This is a genomic window from Robiginitalea aestuariiviva (assembly GCF_029537735.1).
Classification (GTDB): domain Bacteria; phylum Bacteroidota; class Bacteroidia; order Flavobacteriales; family Flavobacteriaceae; genus Robiginitalea; species Robiginitalea aestuariiviva.
In genome coordinates this window covers 845,427-860,993 of record NZ_JARPUQ010000002.1, presented here as the reverse complement: position 1 = coordinate 860,993, position 15,567 = coordinate 845,427, and the positions used below count along the sequence as shown (strand labels likewise).

Here is a 15,567-nt window from a genome sequence, read left to right as displayed (position 1 = left end):
ATAAGATCATTTTGAACCTTACCGCAACATGAGAAAGGCTCCGGTTCATTTCCGGCTACATCCCCACAAGATATCGTAATTTTACGTAAAACCGCACCCATGAATAACCGCATTGCCGAACGGGTCGCCGATTTTCTGGGGCGTTACCCCCCCTTTAGCGAACTCACCGAAAAAGACCTGCTGGCCCTGGCCGGTGGGGTGGACATCCTGTATCGGGAAAAACACCGGTACATCTTCCGGGAAGAAGACCCCGCCCATGCCTTCTTTTATGTGGTGCACCGGGGGGCCGTGGAGTTGCGACGCAGCAGCAGCGGGGAAATCATGGATATTTGCGACGAGGGCGACATCTTTGGGTTGCGCCCGCTTATGGCCGGGGAAAGCTACAAACTGGAGGCACGCACCCAGGAGGAAAGCATCCTGTATGCCATACCCATTGCCCAATTCCGCCCCCTGGTGACCACCTACGAGGAAGTGGGTAATTTCCTGATCGAAAGCTTCGCCTCCAATACCCGCAACCCCTATGCCCGCCAGCACAGCGGCACCCTGGTGGGTACCGGCTTTGGTTCGGAAGCGGCCATCCCGGGAAGCCCCCCTGCCCTGCTGCCCCTGAAAGCCCCCAAAAAACTGGTGACCTGTACCCCGGATACCCCTGTGAAGGACGTGGCCGCCCGCATGACTGTGAAAAAGGTGGGATCCGTTTTGGTTTTGGAAGCGGGCCTGCCCGTAGGTATTATTACGGACCGGGACCTGCGTACCCAGGTAGTGAGTGGGAACCACCCGATTGATGCTCCCGCACGGGCCGTGATGACCACACCTGTTATTACCTACCCCAAAGGCCTTACCGTGACCCAGGCCCAGCTGGGCATGATGAAGAACCAGATTGGCCACCTCTGCCTGACCGAAGACGGTACCCCGGGCAGTCCTGCAGTGGGTATACTCTCCAAACACGACCTGTTGCTGGCCATGGGGCAAAACCCGGAAGTATTGATGCGGGCCGTAGGGCGCAGTACCCGTATCAAGGAAATCCGGGCCGTCCGCAACCGGATCACCCGCCTGCTGCAGCGCTACCTGCAGCACAACGTCCCCATGTCCCTGACCATGAAGATCATCAGCGAACTGAACGACGCCTGCATCAAACAGGTCATTTTGCTGGCCCTGCAGAAGGAACCGCCCCCGCCTGTGCCTTTTGCCTGGATATCCCTGGGCAGCCAGGGCCGGGGCGAGCAATTGCTGCTCACGGACCAGGACAACGCCCTGGTCTATGCGGCCGTGGAAGCCGGGAAACAGGAAGAGACACAGGCCTATTTCCTGAAACTCGCCGGCCGGATCAACAAGGGGTTGCTCAAGATCGGGTACCCCTACTGCCCGGCAGAAATGATGGCCTCCAACCCGGACTGGTGCCTGCCGCTGGACCAGTGGAAAAAGCGCATCACGCAGTGGATGCGCAATACGGGATCGGAAGAAGTCCTGCTTTCGTCCATTTTCTTTGATTTCAATTACACCTACGGGGCCGAACGCCTGGTACGGGAACTGACCGATTTTATATTCGAGCGGGTGGAAAGCCACCCCATATTCCTGCAGCACCTGGCCCGGGGCGCCTTGCAAAGCCCTTCTCCTACCGGGTTTTTCCGGCAGTTCCTGCTGGAACAGGACGGGGCCCACAAGGACTTTTTCGACCTGAAACACCGCGCCCTGCTTCCCCTGACCGATGCAGCCCGGGTACTAACCCTGGCCCACCGCATCCCGGGTATTAACAATACGGCCGCGCGCTTTGAAAAACTGGCGGAGGCGGACCCGGCCAACCGGGAACTTTTCCTCTCCTGCAGCTACGCCACCAAGGCCCTTTTGAAATTCAGGGCGCGGCAGGGGTTACTGCACGGGGATTCCGGCCGCTTTATTGCCCTGGAACAACTGAGTAAGGAAGAAAAAATGAAACTGAAGCGCTGCTTTAAGGCCCTTAAAGGACTGCAGGAACTGATAGCGGTTCGCTTCCAACTCAAGTCCGTTCTCTGATGCTTAAGCGCTGGCAACACTTCATCCGGACACGCTTTGGGAATGGGGGTGCTCATGGGCACAGGGCACTGCCCCTGGCGAACCAGCCTTTTGTGGTATTGGATACCGAAACCACGGGGCTGAACCCACAGCGGGACCGCATCCTGAGCCTGGGTATTGTGCCGGTTCGGGATGCCCGCATCCGGGTGCGGGAGTGCCGGGAATGGTTCCTGGCCCAGGAGGTCTTCGATGGGGAATCCGTACCCATCCACGGCATCCTGAGGGAGGGGCCCAATGCACGCCTGCCCGAGCGGGAGGTCCTGGAAGGGCTCCGGGAACGCCTGGAAGGTACTATTGTGGTGGGTCACCATGTAGCCTTTGACCGGGCCATGTTGCAGGCGGCATATGCCCGGTGGGAGCTCCCTCCCCCGGACCAGCCCTTCGTGGATACCGAGGCCCTCTACCGGCATACCCTGATCAAAAGCCGGCTGCTGAGGCGGAAAGAACGTTACACCCTGGACGACCTGGCCTCCCGGTACGGCATCTCCTGCAAGGACCGGCATACCGCCCTGGGGGACGCCCAGATTACGGCATACGCCTTACTGCATATCCTGGAAGCCCTGAAGTCCAAGGGGGTCCGGGATACGGCACAGCTTCTGAAATTAGGGGGGTTACGGGGATAAGCCTAAAGCGTGCCCAGGTATTCAAGTACATTGCGGCGGATGCGGTCCTCCATTTGGGAGGTGTCTGCCTTCTGGAAGGGCTCGCCCAGGATCTGCTCATAGAGTTCAATGTAGCGCTGGGAAACCGTCTCAATGTAGGCGTCGGACATCTCCGGGAGGGTCTGCCCCTCCAGCCCCTGGAAGCCGTTGGCAATGAGCCACTGCCTTACAAATTCCTTGGAGAGTTGCTTCTGGGGTTCGCCCTTGTCCTGCCGCTCCTGGTAGCCGTCGGCATAGAAATACCTGGACGAGTCCGGAGTGTGGATTTCATCAATGAGCACAATGGTGCCATCGGCCTTCCGCCCGAATTCGTATTTGGTATCCACCAGGATCAGGCCTTTTTCGGCAGCCAGCTGGCTGCCTCGGGTAAACAGGGCCCGGGTGTATTTTTCAAGAACCTCGTAATCCGCCTCGCTCACCAGCCCCCGGTTTAGGATTTCCTCCCGGGAGATGTCCTCATCGTGGTCCCCCTTTTCGGCCTTGGTGGCCGGGGTGATAATGGGCTCCGGGAAGCGGTCGTTTTCTTTCAATCCCTCTGGTAGCGGCACCCCGCAAAGTTCCCGATGGCCTGCTTTATATTGACGGGCGGCATGCCCGGCCAGGTAGCCGCGGATCACCATTTCTACTTTAAAGGGTTCGCATCGCGCGCCTACGGCCACATTCGGATCCGGCGTGGCCAGCAGCCAGTTGGGCACCAGGTCTTCGGTATCCCGCATCATGCGGGTGGCAATCTGGTTCAGGATCTGCCCCTTGTAGGGAATGCCCCTGGGCATGACGACGTCGAAAGCGGAAAGCCGGTCCGTGGCTACCATCACCAGCAGGTCGCCCTCCAGCGAATAAACCTCCCTTACCTTGCCTTTGTATACCCCCAGCTGCCCGGGGAACTGAAAATTGGTATCTGTAAGTGTGCCGGCCATATCAGTTCTGGTGTTCGATGTTTTTATACGCTTCGATGACTTCCTTGACCAGCTTGTGGCGGATCACGTCCTTATCGTCCAGGTGGATAAAGGAAATCCCCTGCACGTTTTTCAGGATCAGCAGGGCTTCCTTCAGGCCGGAAATCACCCGGCGGGGCAGGTCGATCTGCCCGGGGTCGCCCGTGAGCAGGAATTTGGCGTTCTTTCCCATTCGCGTCAGGAACATCTTCATCTGGGCGTGGGTGGTGTTCTGGGCTTCATCCAGGATCACAAAGGCGTGGTCCAGGGTGCGCCCGCGCATAAAGGCCATGGGGGCAATCTGGATGGTGCCGTCCTCGATGAACTTGGCGAGTCGCTCGGCCGGGATCATATCCCGCAGCGCATCATAGAGGGGCTGCATGTAAGGGTCCAGCTTTTCCTTGAGGTCCCCCGGTAAAAACCCGAGGTTTTCCCCGGCTTCCACGGCAGGGCGGGTCAGGATGATCCGCTTGACCTGTTTCTCCTTCAGGGCGCGTACCGCCAGGGCCACCCCGGTGTAGGTCTTTCCTGTACCGGCCGGGCCAATGGCAAACACCATGTCATTTTTCTCCACAGCATCCACCAGGCGGCGCTGGTTGGCGGTCTGGGCCTTTACCAGGCGCCCGTTTACCCCATGTACCAGCACGTTCCCGCTTTTTTCAGAAGAGGCGTACTCCTCCCTCCCGGTGCTGCTCAGGATGCGCTCTATGGCATTTTCATCCAGCTTGTTGTATTTGGAAAAATGGGTGGTCAGCATCTCGAAGCGCTGCCGGAATTCCTCCAGCAAGGGCGGGTCCCCATAGACCTTGATGCGGCTGCCCCGCGCCACGATCTTCAGTTTGGGGTAAGACTTCTTGAGCAGGTTGATGTTGATATTCCCTTCCCCGAAAAAATCCCGGGGGCTGATATCGATGAGTTCTAGTGTGATTTCGTTCAAAAATCGGCGGTTTGAAATTGTGGAAGTAGGCGCTGTAAAGCTCCGCTGTTTTTTGCTTAATTTTGTCTAACAAACTTACGTAAATTTCAGTAGGGAGCCCTAAAAAAATATCAACAGCGCAGGATGCCGATCATCACCCTGACCACGGATTTTGGACTTAAAGACCACTCCGTGGGCGTCATTAAAGGAACCATTTACAGCGAGCTGAAAGATGCCGTGGTGGTCGACATCTCCCATGAGGTTACCCCCTTCCACATCCAGGAATGCGCCTACCTCCTCAAGAATGCTTACCGCTCCTTTCCGGAAGGCTCCATCCATATTGTGGGCGTGGACGCAGAACGCACCCCGGAAACCCGCCACCTGGCCGTAAAGGCAGACAATCATTACTTTATCGGTGCAGACAACGGGGTATTGAGTTTAATCGCCGAATCGGTACGGCCGGAAAAAATCTTCGATATCGACCTGCCAAATACCCAGGACAGCTCCTTCCCTACTCTGGAGGTGTTTGTGAAAGCGGCCTGCCACCTGGCGCGGGGCGGCACCCTGGAAGTGATCGGAAAACCCCTGAAAACCCTCCGTACTCTGAAGGAATTCGTACCCCGCATTTCCAATGACGGCGATACCATTACAGGCAGTGTGATCTATATCGACAATTACGGGAATGTAGTGACCAATATCCACAAAAGCCTGTTTGAGGCCTACCGCAAAGGCCGGAAATTTACCCTGGAGGCACGGAACCGAAAACTCACAGAAATCCACGAACAGTACAGCGGGCTGATCAACTACGACCTGGAACCCTCCCAGCGGCGGGGCCCGGGAGACCTGCTTGCCCTGATCAATGCCTCGGGCTACGTGGAACTGGCTATCTACAAGAGCAACCCGAAGAGCGTGGGCGGAGCTTCAACCCTGCTCGGGCTCACTTACCGGGACACCGTAATCATTAACTTCTCCTGATGCTGACCCGAATTGTAAAAATGACCTTCAAACCGGAAAATATTCCTAGTTTTGAGCGGATTTTCGAGACGTCCCGGCCTTCGATCGAAGCGTTCCCGGGCTGCCGCCTGGTAAGGTTGCACCGGGACCTGAAGGCTCCGGAGGTGTACTTTACCTACAGCCTCTGGGACTCCGAAGCAGATCTGGAGCACTACCGGGAATCCGAATTCTTCCGGGAGGTCTGGGGGCGCACCAGGGCACTTTTTGCCCAACGCGCAGAAGCCTGGAGCCTGGAGGCCGTTAACCCGGCAAGCGAGACACTATGATTGCGGTATTCAGAAAAGAGATAGCCTCATTTTTCAGCAGCCCGGTGGGGTACCTGGTTACCGGGTCCTTCCTGGTGCTTACAGGCTTGTTTCTGTTCGTTTTTAAAGGCCCTTTTAACCTGTTGGATTACGGGTTTGCGGACCTGAGCTTGTTTTTCCTGCTGGCCCCCTGGGCCTTTTTGCTGCTGATCCCGGCCCTGAGCATGCGGGCCGTGTCCGAAGAACGCAAACTGGGCACCCTGGAGCTGCTGTTGAGCAAGCCCCTGAGCCTGCCCGGCCTGTTGCTGGGAAAATTCCTGGGTGTCTTTGTACTGGTCTTCCTGAGCGTGGTTCCCACCCTGCTCTACGTTTACACCGTTTACCAGCTGGGGATGGAACCCGGCAACCTGGATATGGGCCTGGTGTGGGGTTCTTACCTGGGGCTCTTCCTGCTGATGGCAGCCTACACGGCCATGGGGCTGTTTGCCTCCAGCCTTACGGACAACCAGATTGTGGCTTTCCTGCTGGGGCTGCTGCTGTGCTTTGGTGCCTACATCGGGTTTGAAAGCCTTGCCGGCCTGTTTGCCGATGGCGGCAGCGCCCTTTGGGTGGCAGACCTGGGCATGAAAGCCCATTATGAGAATATCAGCCAGGGCGTGCTGGATAGCCGCGACATGGTGTATTTCCTGAGCCTGACGGCCTTTTTCCTCTGGCTTACCGCGATCCGCATTAACCGCCTGCGCCAATGAAAATACTTCATCGCCTACGTCCGTACTTGCTTGCCGCTGGGGCCCTGGTCCTGGTGAACCTCGCGGCCCAATGGGCCTACGCCCGCTGGGACCTGACCGAAGACGGCCGGTTTACCCTGGCTACGCCCAGTGTGAAGGCCCTGCAGCGTCTGGACGGCCCCATTGTGGTAGACCTCCTTTTGGACGGCGACCTGCCCCCGGAATTTGCCCGACTGCAGCGGGAAACCGTGCTGCTCCTGGAGCAGTTTTCCGAATCGCATCCCCAGCTCCACTTCGAATTCCTGGACCCGGTGACCGAGGCGGAAACCACGCCCGGCATCCTGGACCAGCTCCAGGCTATGGGGATGAAAGCCGCCAGCGTGACCACCGAGGAAGGCGGGCGGGTTTCCCAGGAGGTTGTTTTCCCCTGGGCGGTGGTAAACCACGGGGACCGCAGCGAGGTAGTACCCCTGCTGCGCAACCTTTTGGGCGCAGACACCGAAGCCCGGGTTAACCGCTCCATCCAGAACCTGGAATACGCCTTTGCGGATGCCTTTACCAAACTCGGAATCACCGACCCCAAGAAAATAGCCGTGCTGAAAGGGAACGGGGAGGTGGAAGACCGCTACCTGGCCGATTACCTGGGCCAACTGGGGGCCTATTACCGCATTGCCCCCTTTACCCTGGATTCTGTGGACCAGAACCCGAAAGGCACCCTGGAGGCCCTGGAAACGTTTGACGCCGCCCTGATTGCCAAGCCCACGGAGGGCTTTACCGATGCCGAAAAGCTGGTGCTTGACCAGTTTATGGTGCGGGGGGGCAGGACCCTATGGCTTATAGACCCTGTGGCCATGGAGATGGACAGCCTGCGCAACCGGGACGGACAGAGTGCGGCCCTGCCGCGCGACCTGAACCTGGACGACCTTTTGTTCCGCTACGGGGTGCGCCTGAACCGGGACTTGGTGGCCGACCTGTTCTGCACCCAGATTGTCCTGGCTACCGGCAGCGGCACAGAAGCCCAGTACGACCCCCTGCCCTGGGTGTACAACCCCATGGTGATTTCCCGGGAAGACCACCCCCTGAATACCAACACCGAGGCCCTGCGCATGCAGTTTGCCAGCAGTCTGGATACCCTGGAAAACGCGTACCGGAAAACCATCCTGTACCGGTCCTCCCCCCGATCCCGCCCGGAGGGTGCCCCCCGCCTGATTTCCCTGGATATCATCCGGCAGGAGCCCAACCCCGAGGCTTTCCAGCCCGGGAACCTCCCCCTGGCTGTTTTGGTGGAAGGGGCTTTCCAGTCCGCTTACCGGAACCGGGTGCTCCCGGCAGATGCCGGTGCGTTTACCGAGCAGGGGCCCGAAAACAAAATGATCGTGGTGGCGGACGGGGACCTGGCCTCCAATGCCATACGCGAAGGCCGGCCCCTTGAATTGGGGTACGACCCCTGGACCAACAATTTTTACGGCAACCGGGATTTTCTGGTCAATGCCATGAACTACCTCCTGGAGGATACCGGACTTATCAACATCCGCAACAAACAGGTGGCCATCCCCATGCTGGACCCGGCCCGCACGGCCGCCGGTCGGAGCGGTTGGCAGTGGCTGAACCTGGGGGTACCCCTCCTGCTCGTTTTCCTGGGTGGAGCGGGGGCCCATTTTTGGCGCAAACGCCACTATGGCGGGTAATTCCTGTTGATAAGTTTGTTTTCCTCCATGGTACATTTGGGATATATTTGTAAGAAGGCTTAAAAGGCCTGTAAAAGCCATATTTCGCTAAAGCATACACCGTATGAAATTTATCGTTTCCAGCACCTACTTACTGAAGCAACTCCAGGTTCTTGGGGGCGTGATCAGCAATAGCAATACCCTTCCCATCCTGGATAATTTCCTCTTCGCGCTGGACGCGGGGAAACTGACCGTCTCCGCCTCCGATCTGGAAACTACCATGAGCACCGTGCTGGAAGTGGATTCCACGGACCAGGGCACCATTGCCGTGCCTGCCCGCCTGCTGCTGGATACGCTGAAGACCTTCCCCGAACAGCCGCTCACCTTTGTGGTGGAGGACAACAACACGGTAGAGATCAGCTCCAGCCACGGAAAATACGCCCTGGCGTACGCGGACGGGGCCGAATTCCCGAAATCGGTAGACCTGCCGGACCCCAGCACCACCAAGATCCAGGGGGATATCCTCGCTTCGGCCATTGAAAAAACCCTGTTTGCCGCCGGCAACGACGACCTGCGCCCGGTCATGAGCGGGGTCTTTTTCCAGTTCAGCCCGGAGAGCCTGACCTTTGTGGCCACCGACGCCCATAAACTGGTAAAGTACCAGCGGACGGACGTACACGCCTCCGAAGTGGCGGAATTCATCATGCCCAAGAAGCCCCTGAACCTGCTGAAGGGCATCCTGGGCGGGTACGAAGATGAAATTACCGTTTCCTACAACGACAATAATGCCAAATTCAGTTTTGACAATACTGTGCTGGTATGCCGCCTGATAGACGGCAAATACCCGAATTACGAGGCCGTGATCCCTCGTGAGAACCCAAACCGGATGGTGATTGGCCGCGGGCAGTTCCTGAGCTCCGTACGCCGGGTCTCCATCTTCTCCAATAAGACTACCCACCAGATCCGCCTGAAAGTTGCCGGCGCAGAGTTGAATATTTCGGCGGAGGACGTGGATTACAGCAACAAGGCGGAAGAACGCCTGACCTGTTCGTATCAGGGGGACGATATGCAGATCGGGTTTAATTCCCGCTTCCTGATCGAGATGCTCGGCAACCTGGGCAGCGACGAAGTATCGCTGGAAATGAGCCTCCCGAACCGCGCCGGGATCCTGACCCCGGCCGACGGCCTGGAGGAAGGTGAGAGCATCACCATGCTGGTGATGCCCGTCATGCTGAACAACTGAAAACCGGCGGGTTAGGGCTTTACAAAACCCCGCCTGCCGACACGATCCTGCCATTCACGGATCGTTTGCTGCGGCTCACCGATGGAATGAGACGCTTATCGATAAAACCAATACTGCGATAAGGTTTCTCTGTACATTTGGTTTGAAATGAGGTTCCCCACCCATTACGAAACACTAAATCTTTAAAAATGAAAAAATTATTCTTTGTGTTGATGCTCGGATCAATGGCGTTCTACTCCTGCGACAAACAGGAAACGGCAGACGAATCCATCAACGGTGTAAATGCCCAGGCAAGCGTAGAACTGCAGTGGTCCTACGACGGTTGCTCCGGGGAGTCCTTTAACCTGATTGCCGGACAAAATACGGTAGTAGGTACGGTTTCCGTATCCGAGGAAGCCGGGATGTATACCGTGACCTATGAAATTACCGAAGGTGACTGGGCTATTGTGGAATGGCACCTGCAGGTAGAAGAAGACCCGCAGGATTTCCCGCACAACCAGTCCGGGAACCCCAAAATTGGAAATTTTGAATTCTACGGAGAGGAAGATGGCGCTACCAGCGTAACTGTACAGGTACCTGCCAGTGAAGGCACATGGTTTGCCGCCCATGCGGTGGTAGACTGCGGCGCCCCCAGCACGCCTGAGGAATTTGTTGCCGCCCTGCCTGAAACCGTTGATTTCTGTACTTCTGCCCAGGGCCCGACCGCCTACCTGAACATTTCCGTAGATGGTGGCTTGCTTACCGGAGATTACGGAGCCTGGTGTATTGACAATGACAAGTCCATCACCCTGAATAGCTGTCATGAAGGAGCAGCAGTTTACGCCTCTACGGAGGAACTGCCCGAAGGGCTTTTTGAATACCCCGAAAACTTTGACCTGGTGAACTACCTCCTGAACCAGGGCATTGTTGGCACGGATAGCCCTAACGGGTTGGGCACCTACACGTATGGCGACCTGCAATTTGCCATCTGGTACCTGATTGACGATGTAGAAAATGCCGATGGTTCAGGATACAGCCTTGGCGCTTTTGACGCCGGCCGCGTACAGGAACTGGTGGCCATGGCCACCGCCAACGGCGAAGGCTTTACCCCCGGCTGTGGTGACCTGGTAGGCGTAGCCCTGATCCCGAACGAGAACGTACAGCCCCTGCTGGTACCCGTTCCGATCGAGTGCTCCGACTGTGAAGAAACTGCCTGGGCCGAGGGATGCGACTTCCCTGGAAACAGCTGGGCCATGTACTTCCAGTTCGACGACGGAAACGACTAAAAAAAATATCCGGGCTGAAAAGTCCGCACAGGAAAAGGGTGAAAGGTTTTCACCCTTTTTTTGTGCTTGTATTTCAGAAGCCGGCGGATTTTCCGAACTTTCCTCAACGGATGTATCATGGCACTGTTGAAAATCGAGAAAACCAATTTTCATTTTGAATGCTTTGAAAAGCGCCGCATACCCTGTGCCTATACAGGGGTGATAGGCCCTGTCAGGGCTATGTTAGACCCCAATTGCGGGAAAAAGGCCCAGCCACACCTGCAACTGGTGAATTGCCTGCCCCCGTATCTCGGGATTGACCAGCGGCACCTGCACCCCAGCATGGGGTGTTTCCGGGCCGATTACCGCCTGGGGTTTGCCATGGACCTCTCCATGGCCGCTTCCGCAAGGGAATTCCTGAGGCAACAGCTTGGCAAAAAACCGTATAAGAACCTCCGGCAGGACCGGCAACGGCTGGAAAGGGACCATCAAATTACTTTTGAGGTATATCGTCATACCATCGATCCGGTATCCTGCAGGAACTTGTTAGACAAGCTCCGGGGATTTATCCGCCAGCGCTTTCGGGGGCGGGAAGGCAAACATGTGGCACTGAATCGTTGGACAGAATATGAGGCTTCGGTCTACACGGATATCCTGGCAGGGCGGGCCTCCCTGTTTGTGCTTTCCAGCGGGGCCGCCCCTATTGCCATTGCCCTGAACTACCATCTGGAGCCCCGGATTTTCAATGCAGCCATCATCTCCTTCGATGCCGCCTATGCGCGGTATAGCCCGGGCAGGCTGATGTTCCTCTACCAGCTGGAATGGTGCTACGCCCATAAGTATCGCCTGATCGACACCGGATGGGGCAGCCTGGAATACAAGATCAAATTCGCCAATGCGGTTTACCGGTACCAGACCCATGCCCTGTATCCCAAAGGCAACATTTTGCTGGCCATCCTGGCCTGGGGGGCGCTGCAGCTTATGCGGCTTAAATATTACCTGGTCATGTTGCGCGATCGCCGCCTTACCCCGCCGGAAAAGGCCTATCAGGGCCGTTGGCTGGATGGGGAAAGCGTACAACAGGAACTGCAAACCTCTGGGACACATGGCTGAGGCACCATCATCGGAACACAACCCCTTTTTACATCCGGCCTATCGGGAGGCCTGGCTCAGAAACTTCCGGCCGCAGGGAAAGGCTGTACTCTTCAGGGGCTTTCAGGGGATTTCCTTTTACCGTAGGCTGGGCCCCCTTTTCCTCAGTACGGGCAACAGACTAACGGCAGGCAACTCCTACACCCTGGCACACGCCCCGGCAGACCGGACCCTCCGCAAAAAAGTACTCCTGGTTTTTGACGTCCCGGAATGGGAACGTCCTGCTCCCCCCAAAGGCTTCCCGCTGCGGTGCAGGGTAAGTACCCCCTACCCGGGCTATATCGCCGAATTGGGGGGGTATGCCGATGCGGAAACCTTTATGCGGAAGGTTATCCGGCCTAAAAGCCGCCGGGGGATTACGCGCGCCCGGAAACGCCTGGAAATAGCCTTTGACGTGGACTACCGGGTACGCTTTGGCCAGGCCGAAACCCAAAAAGACATAGATCAAACCCTGGAAGACCTGCAGCTTCTGTTGCAAAAACGCGCCCAGGGGCATTCCTCCTCCCACCCCTTTTTGGATGCAGACAACTTCCGGGTAATCCGGGAGGCCGTACCCGAAATGATCCAGGAGGGGAAAGCCGTACTGATGGTGGTGGAGGCCAACGGGGAACCTGCAGCTATAGGGTTATTCTACCTCCACGGCAGGCGCCTGGTTTCAGCCATTCCCGCCTTCGACCCGGATTACGCCCTGTTCAACCCCGGGCATGTACTCACCCAGTGGGCTTTGGAGTGGTCTTACAGCCAGGGTTTGGAGGCCCTGGACTTTTCCAAAGGCCATTACGACTACAAAGCGCGCTGGGCCACGCGGAAATACGCTTTCCAGTACCATGTCTGGTATGACCCCAGGTCTGTACGGGCTACCGCGCTGGGCGGGGCCCTGCACCTGGCATTCCGGGTTTACGGGAAACTGCGGCAGTGGGGAATAAACACCTGGTACCACCGGTTTAAAGGGATTGGTTCCCCCGGAAAAGAGCAGCCACCCCCCCGGCTGCAGTTGCTGGCACAGGAACTGTCAGGGTCCGCAAGCCCGGACTTGTCCGAGAAAGAAATCCGGAAACTGCGCCCTGCATTATTCCAGTATGCCTACCACTATCAGCAGCCTGTATCAGGCCTCTCCCTGTATAAAACGGAGGGTGCAAAACCGGAATACTATATTGACGGCCGGCAGGCTACCTGCCGGGTCCAATTTAAAGCCTGAGGTATCGCCGGGCTCCTACTTGAGGAACGGAATGGTCATAAAATAACTTGGGGCTTCCCCGTTACTGGCACGTACCGCATTCACAATGGGCAGTACAAAGCCCAGGATACCCGTGCCAATCAGGGTAAGGATACCCAGGCCCAGCAGGAGGATGGCCGGGATACTCAGGAACACATAGACCAGGAGACTCAGTTGCAGGCTGATGATGGCCTTGCCGTGTTCGTCCAGATCCTCCACGCGATGGCGGGCGGAAAGCCAGATCACCAGGGGCACAATAAGGCCCCCGAAGCCGATCACATAGGAGAGCAGCTGGCTCAGGTGGGTCAGGGTCAGAAAAGGCCGGTCCTGGCGAAGGGCGGGTTTAGAGATCACTTCCATAGCAGTATCGGTTTTAGTTGCACCTCATTGGTCGCCAGACCATCCCTTTTGTTACACGCGGCAGGAACCCCCGTATTCTGGGATTCGTCGTACTTTTGCAGCGAAGGCTGCATTTCGGACCTTCCCACGCCCATGCTGGAGAACGATACCATCATTGCCCTTGCCACGCCCCCGGGAACCGGGGCCATAGCCGTCATGCGCCTTTCCGGGCCCGGAGCTATTGCCCTGGCAGCGTCCCATTTTCGGGCGGCCAGCGGAAAACCCCTGGAGTCCTGCCCTGGGCATACGGTACACCTGGGGCACCTGTATTTCGGAGAGCGTATGCTGGACGAAGTGCTGGCCACCGTGTTCCGGGGCCCCAGATCCTATACCGGGGAGGATGTGGTGGAAATCTCCTGCCACGGCTCGCCCTTTATCCAGCAGGCCGTATTGAACGGGTTCCTGGATGCAGGGTGCCGGATGGCCCAGGCCGGGGAATTCACCCTGCGGGCTTTTTTGCACGGGAAGATGGACCTGAGCCAGGCCGAGGCCGTGGCCGACCTGATCGCCTCTGAAAACCAGGCCAGCCACCAGATTGCCCTGCAGCAGATGCGCGGGGGCTACAGTTCCCGCATCAAGGAACTGCGGGACCAACTGATCCACTTTGCCTCCCTCATTACCCTGGAGTTGGATTTTTCCGGGGAGGATGTGGAATTTGCAGACCGAGGTGCCTTTACGGCCCTGCTGGATGAGATCTCGGACCTGCTGAAAAAACTCATCGACTCCTTTGCCACGGGCAATGCAATCAAAAAGGGGATCCCCGTAGCCATTGCCGGGCAACCCAACGTAGGCAAGAGCACCCTGCTGAACACCCTCCTGGAGGAGGAACGGGCCATTGTGAGCGACATCGCCGGTACCACCCGCGACGCCATTGAGGACGATATGGTGCTGGGGGGCATCGGGTTCCGTTTTATCGATACAGCGGGCATCCGCCAGACGGAAGACCAGATTGAAAGCATCGGAATCCGCAAGACCTATGAGAAGCTGGGGCAGGCCCGCATTATTGCCTATATGACCGATGGAACCCTGCTGGAAGGTTCGGCCCTTGAGGCAGCCCGGAAGGAGGCGGACGCCCTGCTGGCACAATACCCGGAAAAGCCGGTGCTGGTGCTGGCGAACAAGGCAGACCAGCTAACAAAAGCGCAGCGGGAACAAATCACGGCCACTTTGCCCGAGGCCCACTTCCTCTCGGCCCGGGACGGGGAAGGCGTGGAAGCGTTAAAGGAACGGTTACTGGGGCTGGTCAGTACCGGGGCCCTGCAGGCCAATGATCCGGTAGTCAGTAATTCCCGCCATTACCAGGCGCTCGGCCAGGCGTTACAGGCCGTGGACCACATTAAGGAAGGGATGGCCGCAGGCGTGCCGTCGGACCTGGTTTCCGTAGATATCAATGAGGCCCTCTTCCACCTGGGGGCCATAACTGGAGAGATTACCACAGACGATTTACTCGGTAATATTTTCGCCAACTTCTGTATCGGAAAGTAAACTGGTGGCGGCAGAAAACTGCAAAAGGATGTTCAGATTTACGCGAATCTGGTCGTCCACGCGAATCATGCCCAGCACCTTGCGGGGCGGCTCCAGGCCAAAATCACTAAGCTTCATGGGCAATTCCCCGCTAATACACCATTGATCTGTCTGGTCGCATTTCAGGATAATATCGTAGGTGCGGGTCTTGCCGGCCAGGGTTACCCCAATCCCGGCGCGTACCTGCCCGGAACCCGCGGCATCCGCATCCACATAGCGGAGGTCCAGTTGCACGTGCGGGTAGTCTTCCGTAAGCAGCATTTCCCTGAAATCCCGGTTGATCATGCGCCCCCCGCAATCAAAACAGTCGTTGCGCAATTTCAGGCGGGCGTGTTCAAACACATAACGGGATTCGGTTTCACTGTATCGCACCGGCAGGGCCGTGGCGATTTTCTCGGGCATATAGCTGCAGGAAAACCCGGTAAGGTTAGAGGTCCCATGGATCACCACCCGGCTTTCGGGCAAGACCTGAACGCGGATTTCCCGGTCCGCCTTGCGGAGGGAAAAAGGCAATCCCGCTATCAGGAGCAGGATAAACATTCGGGCTATTTGAGCGGTGGTAAACATGGT

At 57.4% G+C, this 15,567-nt stretch carries 15 protein-coding genes; 11 read left to right on the top strand and 4 right to left on the bottom strand.

The window, feature by feature from the left end; genetic code table 11:
- Nucleotides 1-99 precede the first annotated feature (99 nt).
- Nucleotides 100-2,013, top strand: coding sequence for a DUF294 nucleotidyltransferase-like domain-containing protein (locus OZ410_RS10595; RefSeq protein WP_277707937.1), 1,914 nt, complete (start codon nt 100-102; stop codon nt 2,011-2,013).
- Nucleotides 2,013-2,675 carry a 3'-5' exonuclease gene (locus OZ410_RS10590; protein WP_277707936.1) on the top strand — a complete coding sequence of 221 codons (663 nt, stop codon included), beginning with the start codon at nt 2,013-2,015 and terminating at the stop codon, nt 2,673-2,675. The genes OZ410_RS10595 and OZ410_RS10590 overlap by 1 nt, the downstream gene beginning before the upstream one ends.
- Nucleotides 2,676-2,677: 2 nt before the next feature.
- On the opposite strand, the gene OZ410_RS10585 is transcribed toward OZ410_RS10590, so the two are convergent.
- Complete coding sequence (locus OZ410_RS10585) at nt 2,678-3,631, bottom strand: phosphoribosylaminoimidazolesuccinocarboxamide synthase (RefSeq protein WP_277707934.1); 954 nt, start codon at nt 3,629-3,631, stop codon at nt 2,678-2,680.
- A 1-nt stretch (nt 3,632) separates the two neighbouring features.
- Entirely contained in the window at nt 3,633-4,586 is a 954-nt protein-coding gene (locus tag OZ410_RS10580; protein ID WP_277707933.1) for a PhoH family protein, read from the bottom strand.
- 123 nt (nt 4,587-4,709) lie between these two features.
- Between OZ410_RS10580 and OZ410_RS10575 the strand changes: the two genes are divergently transcribed.
- The 8 genes from OZ410_RS10575 to OZ410_RS10540 all read left to right on the top strand — a co-directional run bounded on the left by OZ410_RS10575 (nt 4,710) and on the right by OZ410_RS10540 (nt 13,056).
- Nucleotides 4,710-5,540 carry an SAM hydrolase/SAM-dependent halogenase family protein gene (locus OZ410_RS10575; RefSeq protein ID WP_277707932.1) on the top strand — a complete coding sequence of 277 codons (831 nt, stop codon included), beginning with the start codon at nt 4,710-4,712 and terminating at the stop codon, nt 5,538-5,540.
- Complete coding sequence (locus OZ410_RS10570) at nt 5,540-5,845, top strand: putative quinol monooxygenase (RefSeq protein WP_277707931.1); 306 nt, start codon at nt 5,540-5,542, stop codon at nt 5,843-5,845. Before OZ410_RS10575 ends, OZ410_RS10570 begins: the two co-directional genes overlap by 1 nt.
- Nucleotides 5,842-6,573 (top strand): gliding motility-associated ABC transporter permease subunit GldF, encoded by a 732-nt coding sequence (gene gldF, locus OZ410_RS10565; RefSeq protein ID WP_277707930.1) that lies wholly within the window; start codon nt 5,842-5,844, stop codon nt 6,571-6,573. Before OZ410_RS10570 ends, gldF begins: the two co-directional genes overlap by 4 nt.
- Nucleotides 6,570-8,240: a gliding motility-associated ABC transporter substrate-binding protein GldG gene (gene gldG, locus OZ410_RS10560; protein WP_277707929.1), complete on the top strand. Its 1,671-nt coding sequence runs from the start codon at nt 6,570-6,572 to the stop codon at nt 8,238-8,240. Before gldF ends, gldG begins: the two co-directional genes overlap by 4 nt.
- A gap of 103 nt (nt 8,241-8,343) precedes the next feature.
- A complete protein-coding gene (gene dnaN, locus OZ410_RS10555; RefSeq protein WP_277707928.1) occupies nt 8,344-9,462 on the top strand; it encodes a DNA polymerase III subunit beta in 1,119 nt (372 codons plus the stop codon).
- A gap of 188 nt (nt 9,463-9,650) precedes the next feature.
- A complete protein-coding gene (locus OZ410_RS10550) occupies nt 9,651-10,727 on the top strand; it encodes a hypothetical protein (protein ID WP_277707927.1) in 1,077 nt (358 codons plus the stop codon).
- Between the two features lie 117 nt (nt 10,728-10,844).
- Nucleotides 10,845-11,819 carry a GNAT family N-acetyltransferase gene (locus OZ410_RS10545; protein WP_277707926.1) on the top strand — a complete coding sequence of 325 codons (975 nt, stop codon included), beginning with the start codon at nt 10,845-10,847 and terminating at the stop codon, nt 11,817-11,819.
- Nucleotides 11,812-13,056 carry a GNAT family N-acetyltransferase gene (locus OZ410_RS10540; protein WP_277707925.1) on the top strand — a complete coding sequence of 415 codons (1,245 nt, stop codon included), beginning with the start codon at nt 11,812-11,814 and terminating at the stop codon, nt 13,054-13,056. The genes OZ410_RS10545 and OZ410_RS10540 overlap by 8 nt, the downstream gene beginning before the upstream one ends.
- A gap of 15 nt (nt 13,057-13,071) precedes the next feature.
- On the opposite strand, the gene OZ410_RS10535 is transcribed toward OZ410_RS10540, so the two are convergent.
- Nucleotides 13,072-13,434: a DUF4870 domain-containing protein gene (locus OZ410_RS10535; protein ID WP_277707924.1), complete on the bottom strand. Its 363-nt coding sequence runs from the start codon at nt 13,432-13,434 to the stop codon at nt 13,072-13,074.
- 132 nt (nt 13,435-13,566) lie between these two features.
- Between OZ410_RS10535 and mnmE the strand changes: the two genes are divergently transcribed.
- Nucleotides 13,567-14,958 carry a tRNA uridine-5-carboxymethylaminomethyl(34) synthesis GTPase MnmE gene (gene mnmE / locus OZ410_RS10530; RefSeq protein WP_277707923.1) on the top strand — a complete coding sequence of 464 codons (1,392 nt, stop codon included), beginning with the start codon at nt 13,567-13,569 and terminating at the stop codon, nt 14,956-14,958.
- On the opposite strand, the gene OZ410_RS10525 is transcribed toward mnmE, so the two are convergent.
- Nucleotides 14,917-15,537, bottom strand: a complete 621-nt coding sequence (locus OZ410_RS10525; protein WP_277707922.1) for a hypothetical protein — start codon at nt 15,535-15,537, stop codon at nt 14,917-14,919. The genes mnmE and OZ410_RS10525 overlap by 42 nt on opposite strands.
- Nucleotides 15,538-15,567: the final 30 nt, after the last annotated feature.

Excerpts from the sequence above, each read along its gene's own strand:
- OZ410_RS10525 (WP_277707922.1), bottom strand. The coding sequence starts at position 15,537 with ATGTTTATCCTGCTCCTGATAGCGGGATTGCCTTTTTCCCTCCGCAAG.
- dnaN (WP_277707928.1), top strand. The coding sequence starts at position 8,344 with ATGAAATTTATCGTTTCCAGCACCTACTTACTGAAGCAACTCCAGGTT.
- gldG (WP_277707929.1), top strand. The coding sequence starts at position 6,570 with ATGAAAATACTTCATCGCCTACGTCCGTACTTGCTTGCCGCTGGGGCC.
- OZ410_RS10595 (WP_277707937.1), top strand. The coding sequence starts at position 100 with ATGAATAACCGCATTGCCGAACGGGTCGCCGATTTTCTGGGGCGTTAC.
- OZ410_RS10590 (WP_277707936.1), top strand. The coding sequence starts at position 2,013 with ATGCTTAAGCGCTGGCAACACTTCATCCGGACACGCTTTGGGAATGGG.
- OZ410_RS10570 (WP_277707931.1), top strand. The coding sequence starts at position 5,540 with ATGCTGACCCGAATTGTAAAAATGACCTTCAAACCGGAAAATATTCCT.
- OZ410_RS10545 (WP_277707926.1), top strand. The coding sequence starts at position 10,845 with ATGGCACTGTTGAAAATCGAGAAAACCAATTTTCATTTTGAATGCTTT.
- mnmE (WP_277707923.1), top strand. The coding sequence starts at position 13,567 with ATGCTGGAGAACGATACCATCATTGCCCTTGCCACGCCCCCGGGAACC.
- OZ410_RS10575 (WP_277707932.1), top strand. The coding sequence starts at position 4,710 with ATGCCGATCATCACCCTGACCACGGATTTTGGACTTAAAGACCACTCC.
- OZ410_RS10585 (WP_277707934.1), bottom strand. The coding sequence starts at position 3,631 with ATGGCCGGCACACTTACAGATACCAATTTTCAGTTCCCCGGGCAGCTG.
- gldF (WP_277707930.1), top strand. The coding sequence starts at position 5,842 with ATGATTGCGGTATTCAGAAAAGAGATAGCCTCATTTTTCAGCAGCCCG.
- OZ410_RS10535 (WP_277707924.1), bottom strand. The coding sequence starts at position 13,434 with ATGGAAGTGATCTCTAAACCCGCCCTTCGCCAGGACCGGCCTTTTCTG.
- OZ410_RS10540 (WP_277707925.1), top strand. The coding sequence starts at position 11,812 with ATGGCTGAGGCACCATCATCGGAACACAACCCCTTTTTACATCCGGCC.
- OZ410_RS10550 (WP_277707927.1), top strand. The coding sequence starts at position 9,651 with ATGAAAAAATTATTCTTTGTGTTGATGCTCGGATCAATGGCGTTCTAC.